22 protein-coding genes and 1 riboswitch are annotated in these 23,365 nt (G+C 32.2%); all 22 genes read left to right on the top strand.

What is annotated here, in order from left to right; all coding sequences use genetic code 11:
- Positions 1-3 precede the first annotated feature (3 nt).
- Complete coding sequence (locus BMX21_RS11945; protein ID WP_092044673.1) at positions 4-693, top strand: YveK family protein; 690 nt, start codon at positions 4-6, stop codon at positions 691-693.
- Entirely contained in the window at positions 683-1,675 is a 993-nt protein-coding gene (locus tag BMX21_RS11940) for a glycosyltransferase family 2 protein (RefSeq protein ID WP_092044671.1), read from the top strand. The genes BMX21_RS11945 and BMX21_RS11940 overlap by 11 nt, the downstream gene beginning before the upstream one ends.
- A gap of 65 nt (positions 1,676-1,740) precedes the next feature.
- Positions 1,741-2,961 carry a hypothetical protein gene (locus BMX21_RS11935; protein WP_092044669.1) on the top strand — a complete coding sequence of 407 codons (1,221 nt, stop codon included), beginning with the start codon at positions 1,741-1,743 and terminating at the stop codon, positions 2,959-2,961.
- Complete coding sequence (locus tag BMX21_RS11930; RefSeq protein WP_092044667.1) at positions 2,951-4,051, top strand: glycosyltransferase family 2 protein; 1,101 nt, start codon at positions 2,951-2,953, stop codon at positions 4,049-4,051. Before BMX21_RS11935 ends, BMX21_RS11930 begins: the two co-directional genes overlap by 11 nt.
- A gap of 80 nt (positions 4,052-4,131) precedes the next feature.
- Complete coding sequence (locus BMX21_RS11925; RefSeq protein WP_177174026.1) at positions 4,132-5,055, top strand: beta-1,6-N-acetylglucosaminyltransferase; 924 nt, start codon at positions 4,132-4,134, stop codon at positions 5,053-5,055.
- A gap of 11 nt (positions 5,056-5,066) precedes the next feature.
- On the top strand, positions 5,067-6,065 hold the full coding sequence (locus tag BMX21_RS11920; protein WP_092044662.1) for a glycosyltransferase family 2 protein: 999 nt from the start codon (positions 5,067-5,069) through the stop codon (positions 6,063-6,065).
- A gap of 4 nt (positions 6,066-6,069) precedes the next feature.
- The gene (locus tag BMX21_RS11915) at positions 6,070-7,074 is read left to right on the top strand and encodes a glycosyltransferase family 2 protein (protein WP_092044659.1); all 1,005 of its coding nucleotides are present in this window, start codon (positions 6,070-6,072) and stop codon (positions 7,072-7,074) included.
- Between the two features lie 27 nt (positions 7,075-7,101).
- Positions 7,102-7,941: a glycosyltransferase family 2 protein gene (locus BMX21_RS11910; RefSeq protein WP_143057255.1), complete on the top strand. Its 840-nt coding sequence runs from the start codon at positions 7,102-7,104 to the stop codon at positions 7,939-7,941.
- The gene (locus BMX21_RS11905) at positions 7,938-9,479 is read left to right on the top strand and encodes a lipopolysaccharide biosynthesis protein (protein WP_143057251.1); all 1,542 of its coding nucleotides are present in this window, start codon (positions 7,938-7,940) and stop codon (positions 9,477-9,479) included. The genes BMX21_RS11910 and BMX21_RS11905 overlap by 4 nt, the downstream gene beginning before the upstream one ends.
- A gap of 89 nt (positions 9,480-9,568) precedes the next feature.
- A complete protein-coding gene (locus BMX21_RS11900) occupies positions 9,569-10,570 on the top strand; it encodes a glycosyltransferase family 2 protein (RefSeq protein WP_092044651.1) in 1,002 nt (333 codons plus the stop codon).
- A gap of 42 nt (positions 10,571-10,612) precedes the next feature.
- Positions 10,613-11,578, top strand: a complete 966-nt coding sequence (locus BMX21_RS11895; protein WP_092044648.1) for a glycosyltransferase family 2 protein — start codon at positions 10,613-10,615, stop codon at positions 11,576-11,578.
- A 22-nt stretch (positions 11,579-11,600) separates the two neighbouring features.
- On the top strand, positions 11,601-12,548 hold the full coding sequence (locus BMX21_RS11890; RefSeq protein ID WP_092044645.1) for a glycosyltransferase family 2 protein: 948 nt from the start codon (positions 11,601-11,603) through the stop codon (positions 12,546-12,548).
- 132 nt (positions 12,549-12,680) lie between these two features.
- Positions 12,681-13,676 carry a glycosyltransferase family 2 protein gene (locus BMX21_RS11885; RefSeq protein WP_092044643.1) on the top strand — a complete coding sequence of 332 codons (996 nt, stop codon included), beginning with the start codon at positions 12,681-12,683 and terminating at the stop codon, positions 13,674-13,676.
- A 78-nt stretch (positions 13,677-13,754) separates the two neighbouring features.
- Positions 13,755-15,332 (top strand): glycoside hydrolase family 5 protein, encoded by a 1,578-nt coding sequence (locus tag BMX21_RS11880; RefSeq protein ID WP_177174025.1) that lies wholly within the window; start codon positions 13,755-13,757, stop codon positions 15,330-15,332.
- A gap of 48 nt (positions 15,333-15,380) precedes the next feature.
- On the top strand, positions 15,381-16,853 hold the full coding sequence (locus BMX21_RS11875) for a glucosyltransferase domain-containing protein (protein ID WP_092044639.1): 1,473 nt from the start codon (positions 15,381-15,383) through the stop codon (positions 16,851-16,853).
- A gap of 268 nt (positions 16,854-17,121) precedes the next feature.
- Positions 17,122-18,186 (top strand): polysaccharide pyruvyl transferase family protein, encoded by a 1,065-nt coding sequence (locus BMX21_RS11870; RefSeq protein ID WP_177174024.1) that lies wholly within the window; start codon positions 17,122-17,124, stop codon positions 18,184-18,186.
- Between the two features lie 2 nt (positions 18,187-18,188).
- Positions 18,189-19,394, top strand: a complete 1,206-nt coding sequence (locus BMX21_RS11865) for a Coenzyme F420 hydrogenase/dehydrogenase, beta subunit C-terminal domain (RefSeq protein WP_092044634.1) — start codon at positions 18,189-18,191, stop codon at positions 19,392-19,394.
- Positions 19,395-19,576: 182 nt separating this feature from the next.
- Complete coding sequence (locus BMX21_RS11860) at positions 19,577-20,431, top strand: beta-1,6-N-acetylglucosaminyltransferase (protein WP_092044631.1); 855 nt, start codon at positions 19,577-19,579, stop codon at positions 20,429-20,431.
- 22 nt (positions 20,432-20,453) lie between these two features.
- A complete protein-coding gene (locus BMX21_RS11855) occupies positions 20,454-21,674 on the top strand; it encodes a glycoside hydrolase family 5 protein (protein WP_092044629.1) in 1,221 nt (406 codons plus the stop codon).
- A 209-nt stretch (positions 21,675-21,883) separates the two neighbouring features.
- Positions 21,884-21,982 carry a 4Fe-4S binding protein gene (locus BMX21_RS20205; RefSeq protein ID WP_092044807.1) on the top strand — a complete coding sequence of 33 codons (99 nt, stop codon included), beginning with the start codon at positions 21,884-21,886 and terminating at the stop codon, positions 21,980-21,982.
- Between the two features lie 19 nt (positions 21,983-22,001).
- The gene (locus tag BMX21_RS11845; protein ID WP_092044627.1) at positions 22,002-22,445 is read left to right on the top strand and encodes a lasso peptide biosynthesis B2 protein; all 444 of its coding nucleotides are present in this window, start codon (positions 22,002-22,004) and stop codon (positions 22,443-22,445) included.
- Between the two features lie 62 nt (positions 22,446-22,507).
- Positions 22,508-22,594, top strand: a riboswitch (cyclic di-GMP riboswitch).
- Between the two features lie 81 nt (positions 22,595-22,675).
- Positions 22,676-23,029, top strand: a complete 354-nt coding sequence (locus BMX21_RS11840; RefSeq protein ID WP_092044625.1) for a hypothetical protein — start codon at positions 22,676-22,678, stop codon at positions 23,027-23,029.
- Positions 23,030-23,365 lie beyond the last annotated feature (336 nt).

The raw sequence follows: 23,365 nt of genomic DNA, 5'->3' as shown, positions 1-23,365 counted from the left end.
AATATGAATATAAATGAAGATATAAGGTTTGAAGACTTTATCATTAGTTTTAAAACTGTATGGAGTAAGAAGGTAGTCTGCATTGCCGGCGCTCTTTTAATGTTTGCAATAGGTATTATCCTTACATGGAATGCTGATGTTAGTAACTATTATTCATCAACTGTAAGTATATATAGTAACAGTTATGGCAATGTTGAAGAGTCATATAGCGTTACAGAGGTAATGAACAGTTATGCAGATGTAGTAAAGAGCTCTAAGGTGTGTGAAAGAGCTGCATCATCCCTTCCTCAGTATGGATTTAGTGCTGCAGAGATAGCAGATCTTCTTGAGGTATCGGCTTCTGATAAGGTTGCTATTACGATAGAAGCATCTTATATTGACCCTATCGTTGCAGAAGATGTGGCAAATGCCGTTGCAGAATCATTCGTTATAGAGATGAGAAATATTACTGGTTCTAATGCAGTTCAGATTCTTGACTCTGCCAGCAATTCAAAAAGAACTTACAATGGTTTTGTAAATCTGTGGAAAAAGCGTGCAATCTTTTTTGCCGCAGGATTTGTTCTTGTAGCAGGAGTAATATTTGTAAGAGAACTTTTCTCAAATAAGGCAAGACTTGCAGAGCAGTTCGCTGTTGATGAAAATGACTTTATCCTTGGAATAATACCTGAGGCTGATTCTAAAAATGGTAAATAATAAGATTAACCTTTCAGTCATCATCCCTGCATATAATGCAGAGAGGTATATACCGGAATGCCTTGATAGTATTATAAAAAATGGCTGTGATGATATTGAAGTGCTTGTGATCGATGACGGGAGTACAGACAATTCCAAAGATGTAATCGAAGAATATGTCCGTAAGGACAATAGGATACAATATATCTATCAGAATAACAGTGGTGTATCTGCCGCTAGAAATATTGGACTTGATAACGCAAAAGGCAGATATATCATGTTCCTTGATGCTGATGACTTTGTAGATAATAAAGTCTTTGATGAACTTTTAGAGGATATCTTGGAGGAAATGGCGGATTTTACGGCATATTCCAAGAAAATCTTATATCCAAATGGAAGGATCAAAGATATATTTTTTGACATTAAAGAAGATAGATGCTCTGATAAGCGCTTTATATACGAACTTATGTATGCATCATCTTCTTTTAATGAGTGCTGGGGCAAAATTTATAAAAAAGAAATAATAGATAAGTATGGCCTTAGGTTCCCGGCGGGAATAAAAATAGGAGAAGATCTTTTGTTTGTCTATTCTTATTTTGAAAAATGCAATAGTTTTGAGCTTGTTAACAGTTGTCTTTTAATGTACAGACAGCATGAAGAAAGTGCTATGAGAAAAAGTCTGACTGATGACAGGATAAAGATTACAGATATGCTTTATAACTGTGGGCAGGATTATTTAAATAAGATAAATGATTCTGAACTTAGTTACAAAGCAGATATATATTATTTTAGAGTTCTGACGAATCTTTGCAGAGAGTTTGCCTCATCAAATAGTAGAAATGAAAGTATAAGGAGAATCTATACTTCGGAAGTTTCAAATAAAATTATGAAGAAGCTTAAACTGAAGATGATTCCTACATATAAAGTGCATGAGTATCTTCTTATGAAGTATAAGATGGTAAGTTTGTCAGCTTTTTATTATGGATTAAAGGCAAGGGCATAGTAGTAAATTTAAGTTTTGATATATATTTTCAAAACGCGGTCTCTTTTTGAGACATGAGGTTATTTATGGGTTCCGTATCACTGGTTGAAAGAAATTTAAAGAACAGACAAAACTTCATACAGATGTTATATACATGTGCTCTTTTGATTCTTGCTTTTAAGAATATAACAGACTCTTCGGTAATAATCAGAAAAACTGATTTATTAGATAATATCATTATCATAATATTTACCGGTATCATAGGAGTAAAGATCATAACTCAGAGATACACATATCCGAAGTTTATTTTTTCAATTGCTTTGTTTTGTTTGTGTGTATATACATGTATTAAATGTTATTACTTTTATCTTTACTTTACAGCGCTTCTCTTTATAGGAATACAGGATGTTGATCTTGAGAAGGCGCTTAATATAGTTTGGAAATTTAAAGCTTTCCTGATAGGTATTCACGTACTTGCCTATACTAAGGATTTTCTTTCAAATCCTTATAGTGTGCCATATTCCTATAGAAATGGCGTACAGCGAATGACTTTTTATCAGGGACACGCTAATACATTTTCAATGTATGTATGCTGGATTTCTATGGAGTATCTGTATTCCAACTACAAGAAATTAAATCCAATCAAGCTGGTATTACTATGGCTTATTAATTATTTCTTCTATCTTTTTTGTGACTCTAATACAGCGCTGACCATAGTTACGATAGCTTGTATTTTGATCTATATTTCTTTGATAAAGAGAGATTTTATCAAATATTATGAGTTACTCGTAAAATTCTTTTCGAAATATTTATATGGTTTTTTATCGATTTTCTTTGTAACTATCATAATCGGATTTGTAAACGGACTATTTACAAGCATGTTTGATACTCTCAATGAGCTGTTTACAGGAAGATTATTGTATGGTGCTGTAGCATATGATCTAAAAGGCCTTTCTATATTTGGAAAAAATGTAACATTTGATCCAAAACTTTACTGGAATGGATATTGGATCGATGGAATGATCTTTGATAATTGCTATATCTGGATGATGGTTAGTTATGGAATAGCATACCTTGTTCTGATATCACTTGCAGCAATAGCTTTTAATTCTAGGATGGATACTAGAGACAGGATATTTATTATTCTTTATTCACTTTATACAATCATGGAAGCATATGTTATGAATGCAGCTATTTGCTTTCCACTACTTATTTTGGGAATGTATTTTACCGGGAAAAGGGAGCCGGCAATATCGGCAGGTATGAAAAGAATTCTTTTAAAGGGAAGAGTTGTTAATGAAAGCTAAAGTTAGTGTGATAATTCCTGCTTATAATATCAGGAATTATATAGAAAAAAGCTTAAACAGTGTACTTGAGCAGGATTATAACAAAGAAAATCTGGAAATAATAGTTGTTGATGATGGATCTACAGATGGAACAGCAGAAGTTCTGGACAGATACGCAGAATGCAATAGCAACATTAAAGTAATACATAAGCCAAATGGCGGTGTTTCAGCAGCAAGAAATGATGGTATCAAGGCTTCTACCGGAGAATATATCTTTTTTTTCGATGGAGATGATTTTCAGGAAAAATATACCTGTAAGGAGCTTGTAGATATCATTCAGAATCAGAACGCTGATGCAGTGATTTATGGCTATTACAGATATGAAGACGGCAAGGTATATGAAACTTCTCTTCCAAGATTTTCAAAAGATATATATGAAGGTGAAGAAGTAATAAAAGATGTAATGCCTGCTTTTATCGGATTATCTAATGAAGATGTTAATAATTGGATCAAGGGAGTTCCGGATTCATTGTATGTAGAGAATCCGGCGCTTTGGAGGATTCTTTGTAAGAGAAGCATTATCATAGATAATAACCTTAAATTCGATGAAACTCTTAAAGTTGGCGAAGATACTTGTTTTATTTCTGAGTACCTTAGCTGCTGCAATAAAGTGTACGTACAGCAGAAGTGTTATTATTATCTGGTTACGCGCGAAACATCTGCAATATACAGATATGAGCGAGAGCCTTTCTCTAAACTTGAAGGTAAGAAAAAGTTAAATGATGCAAGGCAGAGGCTTGTAGAAAGAGTAAAAAAGCGTACAGGTGTTGATATAACCTATACATTTGCAGGAACTATTGTAATGTCCGCAGTTGAGATGGCATTTCAGCTTTCCGGCAAGAATGCAAAGGCAAGCAGGAAGAAGCGCTATGAAGGATACAAAAGTTTTGTAGAAGATCCAAGAGTACTTAAACTGATCAATGATTTTAGTATAGAGAACGGATCATTAGTTAAGCGGATACCGTTTATTTTTTTGAAAAAGAGATGGTTTCGACTTTTGTTTTTGGCGACTACGATGTTACATATGATCGGATATCAGTTTAAGAGATAATGGACTAAATCATATAATGACTTTTGACCCTTACGTCATAATATTGGTTGTTAATGAAAAAAGCAGTGGGAAGTTTGAAAATGAAAATAGCATTTTTAAATCTGTGCCATACAGATCCGGAACTTGTTGCAAGGTGCGCTCGAAGGCTTTGCAAAGATCCGGATTTTGATATGTATGTGCATGTAGATGCAAAACAAGATATAGAGCCATTTAAAGAAGCATTGAAGGGGATACGCGGTGTTTACTTTACGCCTAAGCGTCATAAAGTGTACTGGGGCGGATATAATGCCATTCATGCAAGCTTTGAACTTCTTAGAAGTGCTTTAAATAGTGGTGTTCATTATGACTATTATGTCATGATGCAGAACCTTGATTATCCTATAAAAAGTAATGATAAGATCAAAAAGTTTTTTGTAGATAACAAGGGCAAAGAATTTATACGGGGATGTCCTATTGCAGGGACAAGCGATTGGGAGTTTTCAAGAAAATACAGACTTTTCTATATGAAGGATAATCCATATGGAAAAGCATCCAATACTAATCCAATAAAACTATTAATAACAATAGCTCAGATGATCATGAGCATTACAACAATAAGCTGTAACGGCACTATTCATGAAAAAGGTCAAAGGTTTGATCTTTATTATGGCTGTGCCCAGTGGGCTGTTACGGATGAATGTGCCAGATATTTAGACAATTTTGAGAAAACGCATCCAAAATTTAACCGTAAAATGAAAATAATGCAGTTTCCTGATGAAGAATATTTTCATACTGTTGTACATAATTCGAAATTTAAAACAAGTTGTTTTAAGTATGATGAACCTATTGCAAGGTGGCTTGTAAACTGGAGAAATCTTACATACTTTGAATTTCCAAAAGAAGTCAGTGTGATGACGATGAAAGATTACCAGAAGCTGCTTAGTGTACCGGACCTTTTTTGCAGAAAGGTAAGAAGTGATATATCCAAAGACCTGTTAGATGAGCTAGATAAAGAAAACTTATAAGAACTGGAGACATGATGACAATAAAAAATGAACCGCTGATAAGTGTAATAGTTCCAATCTATCATGTAGAACAATATCTTCGTAGATGTATTGACAGCATTATCGGTCAAACATATAAAAATCTGGAAATAATACTTGTAGATGATGGCTCTGATGATGGATGTCCTGACATCTGCGATGAATATGCCAGGAAAGACAACAGGATAGTTGTTATCCATAAGGAAAATGGCGGTCTTTCAGATGCTAGAAATAAAGGTATAGAGATTGCAAAGGGCGATTATATAGCATTCGTTGATTCCGATGATTATATTCATAAAGATATGTATAAGATCCTTATGGATGAGATATTAAGATCAAGTTCAGATATAAGCATATGTACATATAAATACGTATATGACAATAAGCCTGATGAACCGGATATCTCCTATAATGACGACTATCCGGTTGAGGTAATGGATGGCAGACAATCACAGCACCGCTATTATAGTGGTGATATTATGCTTGAATTGACTGTTGCATGGAATAAGCTTTATAAAAAAGATTTATTTGACGGAATACGCTATCCTAAGGGGAAAATATTTGAAGATGAATATACTACATATAAGGTTTTGTATAAAAGCAAAAAGATAAGCTTTGTCAATGTTCCTTTATATTATTACCTTCAAAGAAGCGATAGCATTATTGGCGAAATGAATGGACAAAGAGATTCAAAAGTTGTAGAGGCATATTTGCAGCGTATTGGCTTTTATAGATCTAACAACGAAGAAGCTTTGTGGTGTAAAGGGATAGTACATTGCCTTCACATGATGAGTTATTTTAAATCTATTACTTATAAAGCGGATAATGATAGAGATGCAATTTGTATATATAGAAATGATTTTCTAAAAGAAATCAGCTTTTATGATTCTGCCTTGAAGGCTCTTACTGCTAGAGAAAAATTTGAGATCACTTTATATAAGATAAGTAAGCATATGTATTATAAGGTTTGGAAGTTAATGAAGAGGAAGTAATGCAATGAGCAAGGAACTGGTAAGTATTATCGTGCCAATCTATAATGCTTCAAAATACCTGCATAAAACGATTGAATGTATAATTAAACAGTCATATCAAAACATAGAGATCATCTTGTTAAATGACGGCTCGACAGATGATAGTCTTGATATATGCAATTCATATAAGGAAAAGGATAGCAGGATAATTGTTGTAGATAAGGCTAATTCCGGACAGAGTGATACACGTAATAAGGGAATAGAGCTGGCTACAGGTACATATTTATATTTTGCAGATAGCGATGATGTTTTGGATCTAAAGCTTATTGAAACTGCTGTCCATGGAATACAAGAAGATAACGATTTATATATATTCAATTATTATCATACATACGAAAAAGCAGATGGTAGCATAGTTAATAGAAAAGAAAGAGAGTTCCAAGAAGGGTACTACGAAATAGATTCTGATGCAGCAAGACTTAAATTTGTTACAAATATTTTTCTTAACTATGGTTGCGGATTTGAAGTATGGAACAGATTATATAAGACAGAAATTATCAAAAAAAATTGTATTAAGTTTCCGGTATTTAGTCCTGTAATTGGTGAAGACGCATGCTTTAATCTCTTTTACCTTATGAATATACGATGTTTAAAAGTCACTAATGAAAGACTTTATTATTATTTGTACAGGCTAGATTCTTCTATGGGAGCTGACAGAGGTATAGTTAGAACAAATCAATATAACATAATAAGCAGACATTTATTCGATTATCTAAATACTCTTAATTATCGGTATATGATGAAAAACTATTGTTTGATACATATAAAGCTTTTATATCATGAACTTATGAATGTATCAGCTAAGGATCTGAAAACAGAGCTTAATAAAATAGAGGATTTTGATTTCAATCATAAACGATTAACAGAAGCCAAAGGAAAATTACATACATTTATATATATTCTTGGACTTGTAAAAGGCATGAAATACTATTTACTATCAAGATATTATAATTGCATAAAACAAAAATAATACATGGAAGAAAAAGATAAGGACATTATGGTTTCAGTAATTATAACAACATATAAAAGACCACCGGAAGCGGTTGAAAAAGCAGTTCAAAGTATACTTGGTCAGACATATCAGGATTTTGAAATACTAATAGTAGATGATAATGAAAATAATAGTCAAGAAAGCAAATTAATTGAAAATGCTTTTGATGGAAGGGCCAGGATCTGTTACATCAAACAGGATGGAAACAAGGGAGCGTGTGCAGCAAGAAATCTTGGGATTAAAAACGCTAGGGGCGAATATATTGCATTTTTGGACGATGATGATATATGGGAACCGGAAAAGCTTGAATTACAGCTCGATAGATTAAAAAATGCTCCTGAAAACGTAGCGATGGTTTATTGTCTTGGTGATGTAGTGGATATATCTACAGATCCACCGACTATAAGCGAGTATTACACCACCGGATTGTATAAAGATGAAATATCATTCCATGATCAGCTTAAATATGACTATATAGGAAGTACATCGCAAGGGCTTATCAAAAAAAGTGCATTGGTCAGTCTTGGAGGATTCGATGAGAGTCTTCCGGCAAGACAAGATTATGAGATGTGGCTTAGGATTAGTAAAAATTATAAGATCTATGGAGTACAAAAAGTACTATTTCACTATATTCAACATGGGATGGAACAGATAACAAAAAGTCCTAAAAAGGCATGGACTGGATATAAAATTGTATATAAAAAATATTACGATGATTATAGAAAAGATCCGGATGCTCATGTAGGAATGCTACAAAGGATGATAGAAACCGTAAAGGATTATAATTATTTTTTGTATCAATATTATAGAATAAAAAAACATATTATCAAAAGGTTTATTAAGTGATGCGTAGTGAAAATGTTATAAAAAACAGTATATGGACAACTATTAATACTGTAATTACTATTCTTATCGGATTTGTATCAAGGACGGTCTTTATTTATATTTTGAATTCGGAATATCTTGGTATAGATGGGTTGTTCTCTAATATATTATCTTTATTATCTTTGTCCGAGCTCGGATTTGGTTCAGCGGTAACGTTTAATTTATATAAGCCGCTTAGAGAAAAAGATGAAAAAAAGATTGCTGCGATAATGAATTTCTATAAATGGGTTTATAGAATAGTGGCTCTTTTTATTTCAGGAGTAGGGATATGTCTTGTACCTTTTTTACAATATATAATAAAAGATACTACTTTTAATCTTGATTATATTAGATTTATATATATTTTGTTTCTTGTTAAGACGTCTATGACATATCTTTTTTCGTATAACTATACACTTGCTGCGGCGGATCAGAGAGGATATATCACTGGTTCTATTAACATGATTAGTAATATTGTCACCCCGATAGCCAAGATTATTTTTTTAGCGATAACAAGAAATTTTATAGCATATATCGTAGTTGAGATTGTTTTGATAATTATTTTTAATATTATTAAAACTGTATATGTCAAGAAACAGTATCCTGTTCTTAAGGATACTAAGACCCTCCTTGATAAAAAGGAAACTCGAAAGATATTAAATGATGTTAAAAACATTTTTTTAGGAAAAGTATCGACAACTGTTCTTACATCGACAGACAATTTGATTATCTCGTCTTTTGTAAACGTTATTTCTGTAGGATTTATGAGTAATTATAATACTTTGATTAATTATATTACAACGTTTATATCAGGATCACTATATTCAGCTCAAGCAAGTGTGGGAGATGCAATTGCGGCGGAAGGTAAAGAGTATGTATACAGTATTCTTAGAAAACTAACACTTATTACTCTTTTTGTGGCTTCATTTGCTACTACAGCGCTATTCTGTTTGTCTAGTGATTTTATTAAAATAGTTTGGTCTCGAAATGAAGATATGACATTACCTGTTATTACAGTTTTTGTAGTTATGTTTAATGCTTTTTTTCAGTTTATAAAGTCGCCATTATGGATAACGCTTACAAGTGCAGGCCTTTTTGAGAAAGATAAATATATATCATTTATAGGAATGACAATGAATATAATAGTTTCCTTGATTCTTGTTCAGTATTGCGGACTTGTAGGCGTTATACTTGGAACTATTATTTCTCAGTCGATACAGATGCTATTAAAGGCAAAACTCTTATTTAATGATTATTTTTATTGTAGCTGTAGAAAATACCTAATATTGATAATAGAATGCTTTTTACTGTTTGTTTTTGAAGAATTATTAACATATTTTATATGTTTAATGATTCCTGTGTCTAATATTTACTTATTATTTATTTGTAAGATTTTTGTTTGTGTATTTATTCCTAATTTTATTACTTTTGTCATTTTTAATAAAACAGAGGAATATATATATTTCAAAAATATTATTCTAAAAACAATAAAAATGGTATATAACTTTTTTGTTGCATGATTAAAGGTTAGTAAATATAAAAAATATATAAATTCCAAAACTAAGTTTAACTCAGATACTTAAATAAGCAAGGATAAGGATTTGACTGTATGTGTAAAAAGGTATATGTAATAGTTCCTGCATATAACGCGGACAAATATGTAGATAGTTGTCTGAAAAGTATTTTGAATCAGACATATATCAATTTTACAGTAATAGTAATTGATGATGCATCCACCGATGATACCTTAAATATCATTAATCATTATGTAAAAAAGGATAAGAGAATTGTTTGCATTCATTCAGATATTAACAAGGGTGTTGCAAGCGCAAGAAATCTTGGACTTGATTATGTGCAGAAGCACAATTTTGACGGATTTATTTGCTTTGTAGATGTTGATGATTTTATTCATCCAGCTTATTTACAAGTACTTGTAGATAAGCAGAAAAAAAGTAATGCTGATATCGTATGGTGTCAACCATATAACACTGAAAAAAGATATCCAGATATAACATTTGGATCTTTAGATATAGAAGATTCAAAAGATGGTTATTATTCTGGCAAAGAATTGCTATTACAAGAAAAGTATCGGATCATGTATAGCATGGTATGGGGAAAATTGTTTAGCTCAAGATTGTGGAATAATGTTAGATTTCCAGAAGAACTTAGATATTATGAAGATGGAGCAACAACGTTTAAAGCTATTTATAATGCTAACTTGGTGTTAATGACGGATTTGAAGATGTATTATTATTACTACTCTCCAAATTCATCTACAAGAAGTGGTTCTAGTGTGGAGAAATGCGAATGTGGCATAGCAACTGCGATAGAAAAGATAGATTTTTATAAAAAGCATTTTGAAGAAGAGTTATTATCAATGGCATATGTTGGATATGCCAATACACTTTTGAAAAATATAAGAGAAAGTAATGCTATTGGTAATAATGAATATATGAATAAAATGAAAAAAACATATAAGCAAGTGTACTTAAAAGCTATAAAGTGTAACACTATTGGAATTGATCAAAAGTGTAAATTTATAGTATATAGGTTTTTTCCTAGCATACAAAAGTATTATATAAAGATTAAACTGGCAATAATGAACAGATAGTATACTTTTTAAATATGACAGTTAATAATACTAGGGGAATATATGACATTTGATAATAAACTTATAAGTATAATTGTAGCTGTATATAATGTTGAACAGTATTTGGCTGAATGTATTGATAGCATACTTGCTCAAACATATACAAATTATGAACTGATACTTGTTGATGATGGATCAACTGATAGAAGTGGTGAAATGTGCGATGAGTACTCAAAAAAAGATTCAAGAATTATTGTTATTCATCAGAAAAATGGTGGTATATCAAATGTGAGAAATAATGGTATCAGGAAATCAAAGGGAGAATATATATGTTTTATTGATGCTGATGATTTTGTCTCACCTATGTATTTGCAAAGTTTGTATGAAACTGCGATACAAAATGATGCTAATATAGTTGCTTGTGAATTCTATAATTTTATAGATTATGATAGTATATCTGAAGAATTAAAAAAATGTAGTTGTGAAACTAAATTAATAACAGAAAAAGATATGGAAGATGAAGATTTTTCAGCAAAAAATACAGTAAAGCTTGTCGTTCCATCTAATAAGCTTTATAAAAGGTGGCTTTTTGATAAAATTCAATATCCAGAAGGTAAGATTCATGAAGATGCATATATATATCACAGATTGTTACATGAAGTAAAAAAAATTGTATTTTTATCAGATGTATTATATTTTTATAGAATTCGAAAAGGATCAATTACGCATAAAAAGTTCAATGTAAAAGAATTGGAGGATTCTATGGGTGCAGTAATTGACAGAATCGATTTTTACCATGGCCTTGGCAAACAAAGGCTTACGGACATTGCAATAGATGGATATCTGTATTTCCTGTGGAGAAATATAGATCTAATGAAAAAGGATGGCGTTAAAAACTACAAAGAGATGATCAAACCATATATCAGGATTTTCAGGGATAAGATTAGGTATTTAAAGGTATCAAAGGATTATCCTTTTAAGAAGCTATTAAGGATGTATTATATAGCTTACCTAAAAACAGATTATTAAAAACAGGAAAGAAAAAGGGGACATGGAAAAAGGAATAAATGCAAAGATCAGCATAATCGTTCCAGTATATAAAACCCAGGATTATATAGATAGATGCATAAAAAGCATCATAGGGCAAAGCTACCCTGATTTTGAGCTCATTCTTGTAGATGATGGTTCGCCTGATAAGGCAGGCATTATTTGCGATGAATATGCCGAAAAGGATAATAGGATCAAAGTTATCCATCAGAAGAATTCAGGACAGTCGGTTGCAAGGAATAATGCACTTAAAGTAGCGACAGGAGATTATTATTGTTTTATAGATTCGGATGATTATGTTGCTGATAACCTTCTTGAAAGATTATATAGCCTTATAACTGAGAAAGATGCCGATATATCGCTGGTAAGTTATCAGACCTTTACGGGCGAAAGAGCCGAAGCAGATTCAAAGATATCGCCTGATATCGTTACGTATAGTAATACCAATATGATCAAAAATATACATATGGTAAAAGATGAGCTATATGTTGTCATGTGGGGAAAGCTTTTTAAAAAAGAGCTTTTTGAAGGAATACAGTTTCCAGAAGGAAGGATCTGTGAAGATCTGCATGTGTTGTACAGAATATATGACAGAGCTAAAACTTCAGTATTTTGCGATGAGAAGCTTTATTATTACTATAGAGGCAATGTCTCAAGCTCTACTTATAGTATAAATAAAAAGTTCTATGATGATGTGTTCTGGGTTTTGGAACAGGAGATAGAATATATTGATAATAGGCACCCAGAGCTTAGCAGCTATCCAAGGCGAACATATATGTACTGGATAGTTGATCTATGCAAAAAAACAGGTGGACTTATCTTGTTTGGAAAAATGAGAAGCCTATATCTAAGATATAGACAACTATACAAAGAAAGTCGAAGTATGAAAAAAGAGAAGTTCTTCACTTTTTTTTATCACATGCCAAGTATATATGTGGCACTCAAAAAGTGATAATTGTGTATGTTTACTTCAAAAAAGGTGATTGTAGTAAATATTGGGATCATCCAGTGATAAGAGGATGATATGGTTGTTTTTAATAACAACTTAAATTATTAGTTGGGAGAGCATAAAAAAGGTTTGGTTATGGAACTTGTTAGCGTGATAATTCCTGTTTATAATCAAGAAAAATATTTAAATAAATGCATAGATACTATTTTGGCGGGGACTTATGAAAATGTGGAATGCATTATTGTTGATGACGGATCAACAGATAATAGCCCTGCTATGTGTGATGAATACAAAAAGGACGATCGCGTTCAAGTTATTCATAAACAAAACGGCGGACTAACTAGTGCCAGAAAAGCCGGCTTTGACGTATCAAGGGGACAATATATCACATTTATTGACAGTGACGATTATGTATCGAAGGATTATGTAGAAAAGCTCTATAAAGCCCTTACAGATACAGGTGCTGATATGAGTATCTGCGGACATTATAGAGATGAAGATGGTAAGATCATAGTTAATACATATCCAATTCCTGATAGAATAATTGATGGTAATATTACAAATGATTATATTCTTCCCATTATAGGGAAAATCTATGCTTCGGGATATGAGAACTTCCCGGGATATGTATGGGGCAAGCTATACAAAAGAGAATGTATAACAGATAAATGTTTTGTCTCTGAAAGAGAAGTATATACAGAGGATGATATCTTCCAGATGTATGTATGTGAAAACGTTAATAAAATTGTCTTTATTAAGGATAAACTGGTATATTACAGAGATAATGTAAAGTCTCTTACAAGAAGATACAGAAATGGGATGTGGGATATGCTTAAAAAGCGTCACCAGATGGTTGAAGAGTACTTTAAAACTCATAATATAAAAGATAATGACCGCCTTATTGCGTCAGCATTTTATGCAATTTATGTATCTGTTACAAATTCTTATCTACATGGAAATGTAACAGAATGCGTTAAAGAGCTAAGAGCGATCCGTAAAGATCCTTTTGCTGTAAAGACATTAAGAGAGATAAGGACAAAGCTTTTACGGCCAAGGCAGAAAATGTTCTATATGTTGTTCAAACTAAGATGCTATCATTTGGTTTATCATTTTAGAAATACAATGTTTTAAAAATATATCGTAATAAATGGTAGTTTTAGTTTTTTAGCTTTTGAGTCCTAATATAATAGTTTAGTAATGAGGTTAAATATGAGTAGGATCAAAACAGATTTTTTAGCAAAAGGAATATCTATGCTGGTGATGATAGCAGTATCATGCTCTATTCTTGCCTGTGGAAGAAATGTTAACAATCTGACTGCAGACACTGAAAATGCTGAAACAGATAAGGTTGTTACCACTACTCAGGATCCCAGCATCGTATATGCCAGTGAAGATATGTCTGTAGAAGAATTATACAAGGATATGGGCAATGGCATGAGCCTTGGTAATGATCTGGATGTATGTGACTGGGACGCGATAGGTTCTAATAAGGCTATTGGTTATCAGGTTGCGGCAATATATACTACAAGTCCCTACAGTACATGGAATGCATCATCATATCAGTATTTTTCATATGACGGATCACTTCATTTTGTATGGAATATTGAATCTCTTAATTCAGAGAAAAACACTATCTGTGATAGCTTTGCAATTCAGATTGTATCTCATGAAAGTAATGCTCAGAACAAAGCGTTTACATGTAGCATAACAAATGCAACTTTTACAACTGCAACAGGCGTCAAATATACTATGAGTAGTCTTATAGGTACTCATCAACTTACTATTAAAAATGATGTTACACAGTATCTGTATCAGTCTATGTCGACTTTCGATGGTGTCAAGACTACAGGAGATGTAATTGGAGGTAAGATTGAGATAGACCTTAAGCTTGAAGATTTTTATTATGATGTTAGTTCAGAGATATCCAAGCTTGAGACTTACTGGGGTAATCCTGTAGCTACAGAAGATATGATCAAAGCAATCAGCGACAGAGGATTTAAGACTATAAGAATTCCTGTAACTTATTTTAATCATATGTCTGATGAGGGAACTATAGATCCCGCCTTTCTTGACAGGGTAGAAGAAGTAGTTGACTGGGCTTTAAAGTACGATATGTATGTCATAATGAGTATTCAGCATGATACAGGTAATGACGGATGGATCAAAGCTTCTGAGTCTAATTATAAGACTAATAAGACCAAAGTTGAGTATATGATAAGACAGATAGCAGATAGGTTTAAAGACAAAGACAACCATCTGATTCTAGAAGGCTTTAATGAGATGGTCAATGATAAGTGCCAGTGGGATGACTATATTCCTGACAAAGATCTTAGCGTTATGAACAGATGGAACCAGCTCTTTGTTGATACTGTAAGGTCTACAGAAGGTAATAATAAGGACAGGTATCTACTTGTTAATACATATGCGGCTATGTCAACCAAGAAGGTTCTTGATGCATTTGTGCTTCCTTCTGATACAGCGACTAACAAGATACTTGTAGGACTTCACTGTTATTTTAACAAGGACAATATGGATCAGAACTTTGCAGTAATGACAGAGTTTACCCAAAAGTATAATGTCATAATCGGAGAATGGGCTTTCTGGATTTCTAAAGAAGGTGATAACAGGATAGAAGGAGCCAGCAGATATATGGAATATGTGAAGGCTTTAGGAATCCCTGCCATATGGTGGGATAACGGACATATCAATGAGATGGCAATCTTTGATAGAAAAACGTTATCATGGCCCAATGCAGAACTCGTTGATTTGATAATTAAGGGTGAATAATAAGATCAAAGCAATACAAATAGTATATATAGGGTTGGATGATTTTAAATGAAGCTAATCAATATTAAATATTTGTCAGACAGAAAAAATGAAATCATTAAAATAACATTATTGATATTATGCTATTTTGGACTCTGTGTTTTTTTGAATTTTGCGACAGATACGTATGTAGTATTTGATGCAGGTTTTAAAGGCGCTGGAAAAGATATGTTACTTAGGAATGGTCGCCCTATTATTGGACTATTTTATTATTTGTTTGATATCTTAAAGATATCTAATGAGAATGTATACAGAGTATCAGCTGTACTTTCATTGATATTCTTAGAGTTAGCTATTTTTATTTACTCAAATCAATTGATAAAGTATATAGAAAATGAGAATATAAGAATTCTTATCAGTTTTGTGAGCGTAGCTAATTTATATATTATAGAGTATTTTATGTTCATTGAGAAATTTGGGTTTATGTTGGCGATATTATTGAATGTAATAGCAGCATGTAAGATGAATGAATTCTTTAGAGAAAGAAAAAAACTTTCTTATATTCAGGCTATAGTATGTTCTATATTATCAGCGTTAACATACCAAGGTGTTATGGCATTATATATTATTCTTTGTATGCCGCTTGTTTTTGTTTATGCAAAATTTATTAAAACATATATTACCAATTTGTTGTTGCTAATTGTTCCATATTTTGTTTCTGCAGCAATGACAGTTTTGCTGTTTTTATTTACTGGAAGTAAAAGAACATCCTTGAATGAAGGTTATTTAGCTAATATAAAACATACAGTATCAGCATTTCTCCATTTTTTATACGATACATTTGGATTGATGCCCAAATTTTTTGTGGGAGTAGTTTTTTTACTACTATTAGCGATTGTTTTGTTACTAGCTATGAAATGCGATGATAAAGTATTGAGATTATTGCATTTGATGATTATGGTTATAATAGCAGTCATATTTCCTCTTGCAACACTTTTACAAGGATCAGGATGGAATGCAATGAGAGTTGTATATCCATTGGCAAGCATGATTGGAATGTTATTACTTGAGCTTGCTATTAATTACAATAATGAAATTAATAGGATATCTAGTATTAAAATTATCATAAATGCATTGCTTATAATTTTTTTTGCTTTTCAATATATATCATTTAACAAAATATATATAGATAAAAATAAAAATGATATGGCAGACATGGTAAGAGCACAGTTTATAGGTAACGAGATTAGAGAGTATGAATCAACTACGGGTAATAAGATTGAAAAAATAGCCTTTTACTATGATTCTTCACCATCATACCCTTGTTATTCAGGGTTATATTACAATAGAGATATGGTAGTGAGCTTATTCTATACTCATTGGAGCGATGTTTTGGGTATAAATTATTATTTACAAGAAGAATACAGAAAAGCTGAGCCAAGTGAAAAATATAATAGATACTTTAGTGAATTTGATTGGGATAGTATTTCTTCAGAACAGTTAGTATTTGAAAAGAATACGCTTCATATATGTAATTATTAATTATATAAATATTAGGTTTGGTAAGAATGATGTTTAATTTCTTACCATTAATTATCTCGTGGCTAAATAATATTATAAATATTAAACAATTATAATTGTTAATTATAATATGTGGTGATGGAACGAGATTCTGATATATAGATAGCCATTTAATATATGATAAAAATCATTATATGTTATAAATGAAGAGAAAGATATAACAAGGGATAGAGGAGACTATCCCAAGGAGTAATGAAAAAAGTTTAAAGTTATAAGCGGGGAGATTTTTGTGAAAAGAATAGGTATTATCACTCTTGTAGACAGAAATATAGGAAATAGATTGCAAAATTATGCACTACAGGAGTTTTTCAAGAAAAAAGGTTTTGAACCACAAACTATAGGATGGAGAAAATTTGATAGAAAAAAAATCGTTATTAAATCTATTTTGAAGAAGTACTATCTGGCATTGCTTAAAAAGAAATCATACAACTATACATGGGACATCTTTGATTTAAACATAGACTGGTCAGATGTTATTATTCCATATGATGCAAAAGAAGTAGATGAGAATGTCAGAACTAAATTTGATTATTTTGTTGTTGGCAGTGATCAAGTTTGGAATCCTAACTTTTATTATTATGTGCCAAGAGCATTTCTTCGATATGCAGATGACAAGCAGAAAATAGCTTTTGCTGCAAGTTTTGGGGTGTCTGAAATGCCCGCAGATTATGAAGAGGAATATGCAAGCGCTTTAGGCAAATTTAAGTGTATTTCTGTAAGAGAAGATGCTGGTAGGGAGATAGTAAAAAAACTTACAAATAAAGATGCAGAGGTTTTACTTGATCCTACAATGCTTATATCTGTAGATGAATGGAAGAAAGTAGCTAAAAAAAGTAAATATAAACCAAAAGATAGATATGTAGTCAAGTATTTTCTAGGTGATAATTCTAAAGAATATGATGACTTTATCAAGGCTAAAGCGGATGAGCTTGGCGCTAAGATTATAGATATACTACATTCAGATGATACCTGGATAATTGGGCCGGCAGAGTTTGTATACTTATACGAACATGCTGAAGCTGCTTTTGTTGATTCATTTCATGGAAGTGTTTTTTCTATTTTGTTCAATAAGCCTTTCTTAGTTTTTGACAGGATAGGGACAAGTGGAACGGGTAATATGAATTCCAGAATAGAGACACTATTAAATACATTTGGATTAGAGGAGCATAGGGTTACAGATTTAGTGTCTGCGAATAGAGTTGATATGACTTTTGATAATAATAAAGTTCAGGAAGTACTATTCAAAAAAAGAGAAGAAGCAAATAAATTTGTAGAAAGAGCATTTGGGAAATAATAATGATGTCAAACTATCCAATATGTCTTGCAGCATATAGTCTAAATGAAGATAGAATCAAATCATCTTCGGGAGGAATATTTGCAGAAATTGCTAAGATAGTTCTTGATAGAGCAGGTGTTGTATTTGGAGCTGCTATTAATACAGAAGGAAAAGTATTTCATAAGTATATAACCAAGGAAGAAGAATTACAGGATCTCTTAGGAAGTAAGTATGTTCAGAGTGATTTAGGAAACTCGTTTTCAAATGTAAAGAGTTTTTTAAAAGATAATAGGCTGGTTTTATTTTGCGGAACCCCCTGTCAAACTGAGGGATTGCTAAGTTTTTTAGGAAATAAACCGGATAATCTTATTCTTATTGATTTTATATGCCATGGTGTACCAAGCTTTAAGGTATTTCATAATTACTTACAAGAAATATCTCAAAATAGAGAAGTTGAAAAGATCTTTTTCAGAGACAAAGAAAATGGATGGCTTGATTATTCGTTTAGGGTTGAATATAAAAACGGAGAAGTTTATAAGTGTATTTACAATCGTAGTAATTACATGCATGGTTTTATCTATGATTTGTATCTAAGACCATCTTGCTATAGTTGTTCGTTCAAGGGGATTGATCGAAACACAGATATTACTATGGGCGACTTTTGGGGAATCAAGGAAGAGGAACCTGAATTCTATGACAAAGATGGCGTTTCTGTATTAATATTACATAATGAAAAGTCAAAACAGTTAATAGATTTAGTCCAAAATAAGATTAAGTTTATAGTTATACAGGTGGATGAGATTGTAAAGCATAATTCTTCGATTATCAAGGCCTCAGATAAAAGCATTATGCATGATCTTTTCTTTTTTGAGATGAAAAAGGGAGTTTCACACGTAGTTGAAGGAATAAAGAATCCAAATATCGTACAAAAAGTAAGAAATAAGCTATATAGAGGAGTATATAAAAAAATTGTAGCCCCAAGGTCTCTCAAAAGGATTAATAAAGCATCTGCCCAAAAAGGATCAATTCCAGTTATTTATATAAATAAGGAAGAATGTTGTGGATGTAGTGCATGTTTAAGTGCATGTCCTAAAAATGCTATATCAATGAGAGAAGATAAAGAGGGATTCCTATATCCGAAAATTGATAAAAGTAAGTGTATTGGTTGCAAGAATTGTATAAGAGTATGCCCTAACAAGAATCTCGAAAAAAATAGACAGGTATGACTACATATCATAGTATAATAATGCTGAATTATAGTAAGGTATTGTTTTTGAGACGAATTGTTGAATTAAAATAATGTAGCTCAAACTCAGCTGCTTAAAAATGAATATGATTAAGAATATACGATATAGTGTAAAATGATTTATAGACATAATAAAATAGGCATTTACAATAGGAGATCATTATGCAAGCTATAATAATGACTGCTTATAGAGATTTTAAACATCTTAAGGGGTTATTAGAATTATATTCCACAAAATTTCAATGCTATGTACATATAGATAAGAGGGCTTCTTTTGCTGATACAAAGCATATAGAAGAGCTAAATAGGATCAAAAATGTTACGGCGATTTCTGATTATGAGATCAAATGGGGAAGCTATTGTCATCTTTTAGCACTAAATAAGCTTCTTGGAATGGCGCTCGAAGATCCATTAAATTCAAGATTTCATTTTATTAGCGATACAGATATTCCTATTAAATCATATCAAAATTTCGAGTCTTTTTTTGATCAAAATGATAAGAATTATATAGAGGTTACGGATATCACTAAGATGCCAGTAATGCAGAAAAGATATAAGATTTTTCATTTTCAACATATATTCGATAGAAAAAGTTCTAGAAAAAGTATTATTTTATTGGATAAAATAATCAGGAACCTACAATATATTTTTCATGTAAACAGAAGAACTAAGTATTCTTATAAAGGTCTTGTATGGGGCTCGATTACAAGAGAAGCGGCTTTGATCTGTCAGGATTACCTAACTAAATCAAGGATATGTAATTTAAAATATTGTGAGAATTCAGAAGAATTCTGGTTGTCAAATGCAATATTAGAGAGCAAATTAAAAGAAACAGTAAATACAAATAATTTAAGATTCGCAGTATGGGATGCCCAAAATGTGAATGGACCTAGGGAGCTAAATAAAAGCGATCTTGAACAAATTGAGAAAAGTGATGCTTTTTTTGCCAGAAAGGTTTTGAGTAGTAGTAATGAACTTTATCAGATTTTTGTTGATAGATTTCTGATGTCGAAATAAAAAGACTATTTAGGAGAATGACGTGAAGAAGAAAATTGGAATTATAGTGGCAGGTGTAATAATAATAAGTATAGCTTTTATAGCTATACTAATAGCATATATTGGTTTTCCAAGACAGGAAGTTGTTGCAGAAACAGTACAGGCTTTGGTAAATACAAGAAATACTGATACAGTAGATAATACAAGTGATTCTGTAAGAAATGGCAGCACTAACGCCACACAGACAGCTAAGACAGATAATACGACAAAAGTATCTGAAACAAGACAATTCGTAGAAAAAATGGGAGTAGGAATTAACATAGGTAATTCTTTAGATGTATGCGACTGGAGCAAGAAATTTACAATTGCATCAGATGCAGATAGTTATGAAACAACCTGGGGCAATGTACCGATTACAGAAGGTCTTATCAAGATGATAGCTGAGGAAGGCTATGGAACTATCAGAATCCCTGTAACATATATGAATCATATAGATGCAGAAGGTAATGTTGACCCTAACTGGCTGAGGAGAGTATCTGAAGTAGCCGATATGGTAATAGATCACGATCTGTACTGCATTATAGATATCCATCATGATACCGGCAATGATGGCTGGATCAAGGCTTCTAATAGAAACTATAATGATAATCATGAGCGTGTTGCTAATATGATCGTGCAGATTGCTACTTATTTCAAGGACTATGATGATCATCTGATTCTTGAAGGATTTAATGAGATGGTTGATGATCAAAACAGGTGGGGAGATGTTCCAACTGAGTCTTTGAAGGTATTTAATAGCTGGAATCAGATATTTGTTGATCTTGTAAGGAGTACCGGCTCTAATAATGCAACAAGATTCCTCTTGGTCAATACATATGCTGCCTCCTGTGATGATAGGAATATTGAATATTTTGAACTGCCCCAAGATACAGTGGAAGACAGAATTTTGGTCGGTGTTCATGGATATATAGGCTATGATAAGCTTGATAGCGGATTTGAATCCATAAAGAAACTATACGATAGAGGGTATGCAATAGTTATAAGTGAGTTTGGCTCATCAGGGCAGAGTAAGGTTGACAGAGCTGCTTATACTTCCGATTATGCAAAAAAGGCTGCAGAAATAGGAGCATGCCCTATTTTATGGGATGACGGATCTAATGCAAAAAAAGCATCTGATATTAAAAACTTTGCGATAATGGATAGGAAGAACCTCAAGTGGTATTTCCCTGAAATAGCAGATGCACTAAAAGATGGAAACCAATAACGGAAACGTGTTCTAACACGCTAGTTTACTACAATCTTTCATTGACGGAGTATATTATTTATGCTAGAATTACACCGTTTTTGGAGGATTGTTTTTATTTGGAGTATGATATGTCTGTAATATTTGGGGCGATTGGTTTTGGGGATTAATAACTTCTTACAGGGTGCTTGGAATTCTAAAGAAACCCTTTTCCACTTGTGTGACAGACTATTCCGGATCTTTATACCAATAAAGATGATTGCTGCGGATGTAGTGCATGTTTAAATATATGTCCGAAAAATGCATATATATGTCTAGCAGCTTTTTGAGTTAAGTAGTGGAGATTTTATGATTGATCTTAAATCATTTATATTTGATAATAAAGAAAAAAATATCACAATAAAATCATATATTTATTCTTTTTATTTTCGTTTTTTAATAAAAAAGACACCTATGACCAGAGTGTATAAAAAGCTTGGAAAAAAGGATGTAGAATCACCGGTTGAGGAGACAATTGAGAATCAGAGACTTGCAAGATTATATGCATTTCACGTTAATAGGATAACAGAACATCTTCCATGGGAAGAAAAATGTTTTGTAAGAGCTCTCACATTAAAAAAATTACTCTCTGAAAAGAAAATCTCATGCACAATTTATCTTGGTGTAAAAAAAGAAGAGAATGGTATGTCTGCTCATGCATGGTTAAGAAGCGGACTTTTGTATATCTCCGGTGGGACAGGAAAAGGGTACACAATAGTTGGAAGATATGGAACAGTTTATTGCGATGATTAAATAAAGAAATAAAGCGAAAAACATTGACGCTATACAGATAACACAAGTACAATATAAAGAGGATATACCAAAAGTAAACCTGCTGAAAGGTAGGGACACAAAGCCATAGGGTCTAAAACTATTAAAAGTATGATAGCCTGGCTGCAAGGTAATATTTGTCGGGCATTACTTTTTTAAGTAATGCTTTTTTTGTTGCTAATAACCTATATTCCTTATGAAGGAGGGCATCAATGAAAAAGACGGTAACGGATCATAAGAGGATTATGAAAAAGAATGTTGTTAGTATAGTTTTATCCATAATTAGTATATTACTAATTGTTATTAAATCCAGTACATCAGTTTATGCGGTAGCTGATACTGCAAAAGTTGAAGTAAGAGAAGTAATGAAAGAGATGATATTAACTGCTGATGAAACAAAGCATGATATTTTAAAATATCAAATGACATATAGGGAAGTTGCCGATATATGGGATGAACTTGAAAATGGAGAGTGCTATGATGCGTTAAAGTGTCATGATTTATGTGTATTGCAGACCACTAGATCAGGTGATTATGTAAGTGAAATATACTTGTATATGTGTTGATTTACACTTAAAATTGACCCGGATTTAATACTTAAAGCTGACCCACCTAGTGATGAGCCATATGAGGTATAAATCCATTTCGATTATACACTGTACCTTGAAAATTTAATACTTAGAATTGACCCACCTCTTAGATGTTATATAGAATTCTTTCCGTATGTGATCACATATGGAAGGAGGAAAAGAGGTGAAAGATTTGAAAGACTGGGTAGCTGTACATCAAGTTTATAAGCAGACCAAGTCCAAAAGAGCTACAGCTTCTCTTCTCGGGATATCAAGGAACACCGTCAAGCGTCTCTTGGAAAAGACTGAGCCTCCGGTATATAGCCGGAAAAG

The organism is Butyrivibrio sp. TB (assembly GCF_900110805.1).
GTDB lineage: Bacteria > Bacillota > Clostridia > Lachnospirales > Lachnospiraceae > Butyrivibrio > Butyrivibrio fibrisolvens_C.
This window is presented reverse-complemented; position numbering and strand designations above follow the sequence as displayed.